The sequence below is a fragment of the Bradyrhizobium sp. genome, from assembly GCF_016462955.1.
GTDB lineage: Bacteria > Pseudomonadota > Alphaproteobacteria > Rhizobiales > Xanthobacteraceae > Bradyrhizobium.
Window position 1 is genome coordinate 1 of sequence record NZ_JAEMSD010000314.1, and the last position, 8,298, is coordinate 8,298.

The 8,298-nt window shown below is 66.2% G+C and carries 7 protein-coding genes; 3 read left to right on the forward strand and 4 right to left on the reverse strand.

Annotated elements, in window-relative coordinates:
- Together JHD07_RS26215 and JHD07_RS26220 are read right to left on the reverse strand one after the other, a co-directional pair.
- The coding region (locus tag JHD07_RS26215) for an acetoacetate--CoA ligase (RefSeq protein ID WP_291627332.1) at positions 1 to 1,884 on the reverse strand (1,884 nt) is incomplete at its 3' end.
- Between the two features lie 109 nt (positions 1,885 to 1,993).
- Positions 1,994 to 2,221 carry a hypothetical protein gene (locus tag JHD07_RS26220; protein WP_291627334.1) on the reverse strand — a complete coding sequence of 76 codons (228 nt, stop codon included), beginning with the start codon at positions 2,219 to 2,221 and terminating at the stop codon, positions 1,994 to 1,996.
- A gap of 287 nt (positions 2,222 to 2,508) precedes the next feature.
- Here JHD07_RS26220 and JHD07_RS26225 point away from each other — a divergent pair, with 287 nt between their 5' ends.
- Both JHD07_RS26225 and JHD07_RS26230 read left to right on the forward strand, forming a co-directional pair.
- Complete coding sequence (locus JHD07_RS26225; protein ID WP_291627336.1) at positions 2,509 to 3,594, forward strand: AI-2E family transporter; 1,086 nt, start codon at positions 2,509 to 2,511, stop codon at positions 3,592 to 3,594.
- Positions 3,595 to 3,727: 133 nt separating this feature from the next.
- The gene (locus JHD07_RS26230) at positions 3,728 to 4,120 is read left to right on the forward strand and encodes an NUDIX hydrolase (protein WP_291627338.1); all 393 of its coding nucleotides are present in this window, start codon (positions 3,728 to 3,730) and stop codon (positions 4,118 to 4,120) included.
- 51 nt (positions 4,121 to 4,171) lie between these two features.
- On the opposite strand, the gene JHD07_RS26235 is transcribed toward JHD07_RS26230, so the two are convergent.
- Together JHD07_RS26235 and JHD07_RS26240 are read right to left on the reverse strand one after the other, a co-directional pair.
- Complete coding sequence (locus JHD07_RS26235; RefSeq protein ID WP_291627341.1) at positions 4,172 to 4,411, reverse strand: hypothetical protein; 240 nt, start codon at positions 4,409 to 4,411, stop codon at positions 4,172 to 4,174.
- A 180-nt stretch (positions 4,412 to 4,591) separates the two neighbouring features.
- Positions 4,592 to 4,813 carry a hypothetical protein gene (locus JHD07_RS26240; RefSeq protein ID WP_291627343.1) on the reverse strand — a complete coding sequence of 74 codons (222 nt, stop codon included), beginning with the start codon at positions 4,811 to 4,813 and terminating at the stop codon, positions 4,592 to 4,594.
- Positions 4,814 to 5,050: 237 nt separating this feature from the next.
- Here JHD07_RS26240 and JHD07_RS26245 point away from each other — a divergent pair, with 237 nt between their 5' ends.
- Positions 5,051 to 8,155: a DEAD/DEAH box helicase gene (locus JHD07_RS26245; RefSeq protein ID WP_291627345.1), complete on the forward strand. Its 3,105-nt coding sequence runs from the start codon at positions 5,051 to 5,053 to the stop codon at positions 8,153 to 8,155.
- Positions 8,156 to 8,298: the final 143 nt, after the last annotated feature.

Here is an 8,298-nt window from a genome sequence, read left to right on the forward strand (position 1 = left end):
CTCGGCGACGGCGAAGATCTCATTCGGAAGGAAGCGGCGCGACAGGCCGGCCTCGATCGCCTTGTTGACCCTGGCCTGCATGGCCGCATCGAGCGCTACGCCCTCGCGGAGCACCACGAACAGCGGCATGTAGCTGTCGCGACCGAGATATTCGAGGTCGACGACGAGGGAATCGAGCACCTCTGGCAGCGCCTCGATCGCGGAATAGAGCTCGCTGGTGCCCATGCGCAGGCCGTGCCGGTTGATGGTGGCATCGCTGCGGCCGTAGATGATGCAAGATCCGTCCGGATTGATCTTGAGCCAGTCGCCGTGCCGCCACACCGGCCCGCGGCCGCTGCCGTCGAAATTATCCGGATAGGTCTCGAAATAGCTGGCGCGATAGCGCGCGCCATCCTTGTCGTTCCAGAAGTAGAGCGGCATCGAGGGCATCGGCTCGGTGCAGACGAGTTCGCCGACCTCGCCCGTGACCGCGCGGCCCTGCTGGTCGAAGGCTTCCACAGCGGCGCCCAGCGAGCGGCACTGCATTGCGCCGGGTGTCTGCGGCAATTCGCGGTTGCCGCCGATGAAGGCGCCGGCGAAATCGGTGCCGCCGGAAATGTTCGCCCACCAGATGTCCGCTTGCGCCTTGCTGCCGTTGATCTTCGACAGCGCCGCGAAGCGGTCGTTGAACCAGGCCTGCGTGTCGGCGCTGAGCGGCGAACCGGTCGACCCGAGACAGCGCAGCCGTGACAGATCGCCGGCGGCGGCAAGATCGACCTCGGCCTTGACGCAGCTGGAGAAGAACGCCGCACCGGCGCCGGAGAAGGTCGCCTTCGAGCGCGCGACGAAGCGCCACAGTGTGGTCCAGTCCGGCTTGTCCCTGGTGCCGCCGGGGCTGCCATCGAAGATGCAGCAGGTGGTGCCGCTGAGGAGGCCGCCGACCTGGCTGTTCCACATGATCCAGCCAGTCGAAGAGTACCAGTGATAGCGCTCGCCGAACGAATTGGGGTGATAGGAGCAGCCGACGTCGTTGTGAAGTCCGAGCAGCGCCAGCGCCACGATGACGATGCCGCCATGGCCGTGCACGATCGGCTTGGGCAGGCCGGTTGTGCCGCTGGAATAGACGATCCAGAGCGGATGATCGAACGGCAGCCACATCGGCTCGAATGCGTCGACCGCATCGCCGGTTCGAGCCGTGATCTGCGAGAGCAGGACATCGGGCGCAGCGCCCGTTCCGGCCTCGCTATGCAGGATGACGTGCTCGACGGTCGGCAGCGATCGCCGCAGCTCGGCGAGGACATCCTTGCGATCGTGCCGCCGGCCGGCATAGGTGACGGCGTCGCAGGCGATCAGCACCTTCGGCTCGATCTGTTTGAATCGGTCGATGACGGCAGGCGCGGCCATGTCGGGGGCACATACGCTCCAGACCGCCCCGATACTCACGCTTGCGAGGAATGCGACGATGGTCTCGGCGACGTTGGGAAGATAGGCTGCGACGCGGTCGCCCGGCCTGACGCCCTGGTCCTTGAGATAGAGCGCGAGCGCGGCGGTCTTGCGCCGCAGCTCCGGCCAGCTCGTCTCGGTGATCCTGCCATCCTCGCCGCTGCTGACGATCGCGGGCAGACCGGCGGCATCGGCCGCTTCGACGTGCCGGAACACCTGGCGGGCATAATTGACTTGCGCGCCCGGAAACCAGACCGCGCCGGGCATCTTGCGCTCGGTGAGCACGGCCTGGAACGGCGTCGGCGATTGCAGATCGTAATAGTCCCAAATGCTGCGCCAGAAACCGTCGAGGTCGCCCACCGACCATTGCCGCATCTCCTCGTAATCGGCGAAGGAGCGACCGCGCTGCTCGGCGAGCCAATTGCGGTATAGGGCGATCTGGGGAACGAAGGGGGCGGTCATGGGCTCTCGGCTTCAGCTGGGGGCGGGCAATCTAACCGGTGCCGCGGAGGAGCTGAAGCCGTCGTTCACGCAGGCTGCAATGACGGGAGGGAAGGGCCCTTGCCTCCGCCTACCCGTCGACGCCGGCCCAGCGCCGTCCGAACACCGGCGGCCGGGCCTTCACCGCCTGCCAGCCGAAGAAGTGGTGCTTGCCGGACCAGGCGTGCACCACGCCGCTGCAGATAGTGCACTTGAAGCAGCCGGAATGCGCTTCGCTATGCTCCTCCCGGGTGGCCGTGTAGTTCATGCTGCAACCAGTGCAGGTGAATTCTTCGATCGTCCAGATGCTGTTGGCCATTGCACGCAATGCTTTTGGGTGACTCGTTCAACGTTATTCAGGGGGCGTTTGCGGCGGCGTAAACCGGCGCGGGGAAATCCGGTTAACGAGCGTTAGCCAAGCCGCGATGAAGCGCCGTCGTCCGCCCCGCATGCCGGTCGGACAGCGCCGCCTCGGAATGCGGCGTAGCCCGACATGTTCGCGGGCGTGGGCGCCGGTTCCAGTCGCCTTGACGCCGGTTGCGTGGCTGGCAATAACGGCTGGACATCGCAAGCGCCGAAGGTCGCGTTCATGCCGCAAGGAAAGCTGTGCCCGTGAAAAGCCTCCGCCAGCTCCTGACGGGAGACGATGTCATCCAGCTCGTGATCCGGCTCGGCCTGCTTGCCCTGCTGATCATCTGGACCTTCCTGATCATCCGCCCGTTCGTTCCGATCCTGGCCTGGAGCGGCGTACTCGCCGTCGCGTTCTATCCGGCGTTCAGCTGGGTCGCGAAGATCCTGGGCGGCCGGCCCAAAACCGCAGCAGCGATCCTGACACTGATCACGCTCGGCGTCGTCATCGGCCCGGCGACCTGGCTCGGCATCAGTGCAGTGGATGGCGTGCGCGAACTGGCGCAGCAGCTCGGCACCGGTGACCTGGCGCTGCAATCGGCGCCGGAGCAGCTCAAATCCTGGCCGCTGGTCGGGCCATGGCTCTACGAACTCTGGGAGCAGGCCTACAACAACATTCGGGCGGTTGTGCGCGAGGTAGCGCCGTATCTCCAGCCGCTCGCAGGCCCGCTGCTCTCGCTCGCGGGCGACGCCGGCCTCGGCACGCTGCAGTTTCTCGTCTCCGTGTTCGTGGCCGGTTTCCTGTTTCCGCACGGGCCGCGCCTGGTCACCGCCGGCCGCAACTTCCTGTTCCGCATCGTGCCGGAGCAGAGCGAGCATTTCCTCTCGCTTGCTGGAGCGACCATCCGCGCCGTGGCGCAGGGCGTGATCGGCGTCGCGATTGTGCAGGCGCTGCTCGCGGGCATCGGCTTCAAGCTCGCTTCGGTGCCGAGCGCGGGCCTTCTTGCCTTCATCGTGCTGCTGCTGTCGATCGTGCAGATCGGCGCCTTCCTCGTGCTGCTGCCGGTCATCATCTGGATCTGGACCGCCAAGGACGTCACCACGGCGCTGCTGCTCACCGTGTTTCTCGTCATCGTCGGCTTCCTCGACACCATGCTGAAGCCGCTCGTTATGGGGCGCGGCCTGACCACCCCGACCATCGTGATCTTCGTCGGCGTGATCGGCGGCACGCTGGCCCACGGCATCGTCGGCCTGTTCATCGGCCCGATCATCCTGTCGGTGGCGTGGGAAATGATGATGGCCTGGATCAGGACCGAGGACCGCGCGGAGGCCGGGAAGGGCTGAGCTGGCACCTTGAACGGTGCGATCGGGCTGCCCGAGACGCGACGACCCGCGGCCTGTGATTAAGGCGTGCGGCGAACTTGTCTATTCGACTAGACAAGTTACCATCGGGCCGATTCTGTTTTCGATGGGAGCGATGGCGAAATCTTCCAAGCTGGTCGCCGCCAAGCGCGGCAAGGTCTTGTTGGTCAGACGCCGGTCAGACGGTCTCTGGATGTTTCCGGGCGGCCGCAAGCGTGCGCGCGAGTCGGACAAGGATTGCCTGCGGCGGGAGATCAAGGAGGAGCTGCCAAAGCTGAAGCTGGGCAGGATCACCCTCTGGAAGGAAGTGAAGGGGATAAACAAGCGCTCCGGCCGCAGGATGAGCGATGCGATCTTCATTGCCAAAGCCGCCACGGGCAGGCTGCTGATCGGCGACAAGAAGGAGATCGACCGCGCCGCCTGGCACAAGCCGCGCGGAATCCGCCTGACGCCGACCTCGCGCTATATCCGCGACCGCCTGTTTCCGAGGAAGCGGCGGCCGAGCTGAGCTGGCTAGTCCTCGCCCTTACATCCCGTGCAGGGCCGCGAACAGTCAGCGCTATTGCTTGGCCGCCATCGTCTCCAGGCACTGATTGAGGAAGGCTGTGCGATCCCTGGGCAGCACCTTCGCGAGATCCGCCTTGAGCGCGCATTCCCGCTGGCGCAGCTGCTCGGCGCGGCGCTTCTCGGCCGCCTCGCGGAATTCGGGCGCAACCTTGTTCGGATCGACCAGCGCCTGAGCGTGGGCAGGAGCGGCCGCAAGCAGCGCGACGGCGCCAAAGAAAATGATTGGTTTCAAAATCAGCCTCCGTCAAAACGCGCATCCTAGCGCGCGGCGTGCACGCGCTCAAATGGGACGAGGTACCCCGTTCCGGTGCGGCTGCGCCGCGTGGAGCGAATTGGCTCTCGGCTCGTCCCAAAGCCCCAGGGCGTGTGAACCAGTTCACAAACCCGGGGCGAAACACCTGCTATGAAGACGTCATTGCTTGACCAATTCATTTAGAACGAAACGCCCCAGCGTGGCTTCAAGCGCTGGGGCTTTTTCGTGTCTTCTTGCGCGCTGAATGTTTATGATCGCCAGGCGTCGCTTCGACAGACGCAGATCCCGCGCAGCGTCAGTTCCAATCCACGGCTCGATCAAACAGCCCTTGGTGCGGGATCGCGGCGCCGCGCCGAGCGTTGCCACCAGGCGTGCGTTCACGGGGCAAATCCCATATGCATGGCGCGGCGCCGCCGAATCGGAATGAGGGCGGCGCGCGTTCAGTTGACGACGGTTTACGACCAGAAACGGATTCACGTGAGGCAGACCAAAAAGGCGCGGGTGGCCAAGACGCTCGCGAAGAAGACGCGGCCGAAGAAGGCGTTGCCGAACAAGACCTCGAACAAGAGGAGCAAAGGGGCACAGCGCGGCGCGATCTCTTCGTCGTCACCCCTCGGCGTGCTCGCCCTGCATCTGCTTGCGCAATGGAAGCAGTCCGGACGCAGCGGCATCGTCTTTCTCGCCGAGAGCGAAAACAGGGCGGAGCGGCTCGGCAGCGTCATTCATGCGTTCGACCCCTCCTGCGAGGTGCTGGTGTTTCCGCGATTGAACACTTTGCCGTTCGATCAGCTGGAGCCGTCGCACGAGCTCGCCGGACGCAGAGCCTCCGTGCTGAGGCGTCTCGCAAAATCCAAGAAGCCCGTGTTTCTGGTGTCGACGGCGGAAGCGGTGATGGAGCGGCTGCCGCCGCCGGCCAGCCTTGCGCGCCTGAGCCTCAGCCTTAAGGTGGGCGGCGCGTTTTCCGAGGCGGAGCTCGAGGCGCGCCTGCAATCCCTCGGCTATGATCTCGACGATGAGCCGGACTATCCGGGCGGGGCGCTGTTTCACGGCCAGACCTTCGAGATCTTTCCGGCGGGCGCGCTGGGGCCGTTCCGGATCGAGCATTCGGATCGTGCGATCGAGCGGATCGTGGCGTTCGACCCGAACGAGCACAGGATCATCTTCGAGACCAGGGAGCTGCTCGTCGATCCCATGTCGGAGCGGCTCGGCCTCTCCGGCAAAGGCAGCAAGCGCGCGAGCCTGTTCGACTATTGCGGCAGCGCCAAATGGATCGCAGATGCCGGCGTTCCATCGCACGCCGAGGGATGGTTCGATACCATCGGGGAAGCCGCCCCTCGCAACGAGCGGGAGCGCGAATATCTCGGGCGGAGTGACTGGAAGCGGCTCTCCAAGGGCATGAAGGTGCTGCCGCGAGCCGCCTCGTTCCGGGCCGTCCCGGAATTCTCGAAGCTGACCTCCTCCCGGAAGGCGCTGCGCGGCTTCGTCGAGGAGACACGCCGGGCCGGGTCGCGGCTGATCCTGGTTGCCGCGCACGAGGACGATCTGCGCGTGATGGAGCGGATGAGCGGCGTCAAGGCGGAGCGGTGCGAGGATTGGGAGCAGGTCGCGCGCGGTCGGAGCGAGGCTGCTCTGCTGGCCGATCTCGATGCCGGCTTCGTCGTGCCGGGCAAGAAGCCGGTGGTCGTGGTGACGGCGTCCGACGTGCTCGGCAGCCGCGCCCATCATCCGCAACCGATGGCACGGGCCTGGAGCGCGGCCTTCGACCACCCCGACGTGCCCGAGCAGGGCACGGTGGTGGTCCACCTCCAGCGCGGTCTCGCCGTGCTCGACGGCCTGCAGACGGTCAATACCGGCGGCGGTGCCATGCGCGAGATGATCCGCCTGAAGTTCGCCGGCGACAATGCAGTCCTGGTGCCGCCGACCGATCTCGCCATGATGTGGCCTTACGCCGCCGAGCTCGGCAAGCTGGCGCTGGACAAGGCGGACGGCAGCACATGGTGGGCACGCCGCAGCGAGGCCGAGCGTGAAATCCAGGCCGCCGGCAGGATGCTCGCCAAGCACATCAGCCAGCGTCGGAGGCGGCGCGGCGAAAAGCTGGTGCCGCCGGGGTCGGCCTACGAGAAGTTCGTCGCGCGTTTTCCCTATTTCACCACGAGCGATCAGGCCAAGGCGATCGACGATGTGCTGGACGATCTCGCCTCCGGTCATCCCATGGACCGGGTGGTCTGCGGCGATGTCGGCTTCGGCAAGACCGAGGTCGCGCTGCGGGCGGCGGCTGCGGTGGTGCTGTCCGGCAAGCAGGTGGCGGTGGCGGTGCCGACGACGGTGCTGGCTCGACAGCACGTCGCAACCTTCCAGAAGCGCTTCGCGCCGTTCGGCATCGAGGTGGGTAATTTGTCGCGCGCGACCTCGGGTGCGGAGCTGCGGGAGACGCGGGAAGGACTACGCAGCGGCCGGATCAAGGTCGTGATCGGCACGCAGGCGCTCACGGGCAAGGACGTGAGGTTCGAGGATCTCGGCCTCGTGATCATCGACGAGGAGCAGCATTTCGGCGCGGCCGAAAAGGCCAAGCTGGCGGCTTTCGCGAAGAACGTGCATGTGCTGATGATGAGTGCGACGCCCATCCCGCGGACACTGGCCGCCGGCCTTGCCGGCTTCCGCGATCTCAGTGTGATCGCCTCGCCCCCGGTGCACCGGCTTCCGGTGGCGACAAGGATCGCGCCGCTGTCGGATGCCGCGATCGCCTCGGCGCTGCTGCGCGAGCAGCGCCGCCATGGGCAGAGCTTTCTGATCTGCCCGCGCATCCAGGACCTCGATCCGATGCTGGCGCGGGTGCGGGCGGTGGCGCCGGACCTACGCATCGTCTGCCTGCACGGCAAGCTGCCGGCCGACGCGATCGACGACCGCATGATGAGCTTCGTCGAAGGCGGCGCCGACGTCCTGCTCGCGACCAACATCGTGGAGAGCGGCCTCGACATTCCCCGCGCCAACACCATCGTCGTGTGCTGGCCGGAGAAGTTCGGCCTCGCCCAATTGCACCAGCTACGCGGACGCGTCGGCCGCGGCGGCATCCGCGCCTTCGCCCATCTTCTGACCGAGACGGAGTCCGGCCAGTCCGAGAAGCGCCTCGCCGTGCTCGAGGAGTTCAGCCGGCCGGGCGCCGGCTTTGCCATCAGCGAGCGTGACCTCGACCTCAGGGGCGCCGGCGATCTGTTCTCGGAACAGCAATCCGGCCACGTCCAGGTGTTCGGTCCCGTTCTCTACAGCCACCTCCTGAAGATGGCTTCGGAGAAGACCGGCGAGCAGCAGGCTGCGCTGTGGGTGCCCGACCTCAACCTGCCGGTCGGGGACATGCTGCCCGACAGCTATGTGCAGTCGGAGCCCGTGCGGCTCGAACTGTACGCCCGCGCTGCGCGGTGCAATGACGAAGACGATCTCGACGACCTCGAAGAGGAGACCGCCCGCCGCTTCGGACCCTTGCCGAAGGCCGCGCGCGACTTCTTCGCGGCGGCAAAGCTCAGGATCGAATGCAAGCGCAGGGGCATCATCCGCCTTGATGTCGGTCCTGAAGCCGCGGCCGCGACGTTCCTGCCGGGACGCCTGCGCAAGTCACGCGGCAAGTCGCTGCAGCGCGACGGCGACCGCGTCGTCCATCACGGCCCGATGCGCGATGCGCCGTTCGAGCGGGTGGAGGAGCTGCTCGAGTTGCTCGACGAGGGTTAAGCGCGGTCTCGCTCGTGCGCCGATGCAGAGGAAACCGCGGGGAACCCGGAGCACGTTGCAATTGCGCGGATCTTGAAGCGACTTGGTAACGCCTGCTGCGTAGCTTGCCGTTCGATCAACGGAAGCGAACGATGCAGTCTTAC

Coding starts and splice junctions, on each gene's coding strand:
- JHD07_RS26220 (WP_291627334.1), bottom strand. CDS start 2,221: ATGGCCAACAGCATCTGGACGATCGAAGAATTCACCTGCACTGGTTGC.
- JHD07_RS26230 (WP_291627338.1), top strand. CDS start 3,728: ATGGCGAAATCTTCCAAGCTGGTCGCCGCCAAGCGCGGCAAGGTCTTG.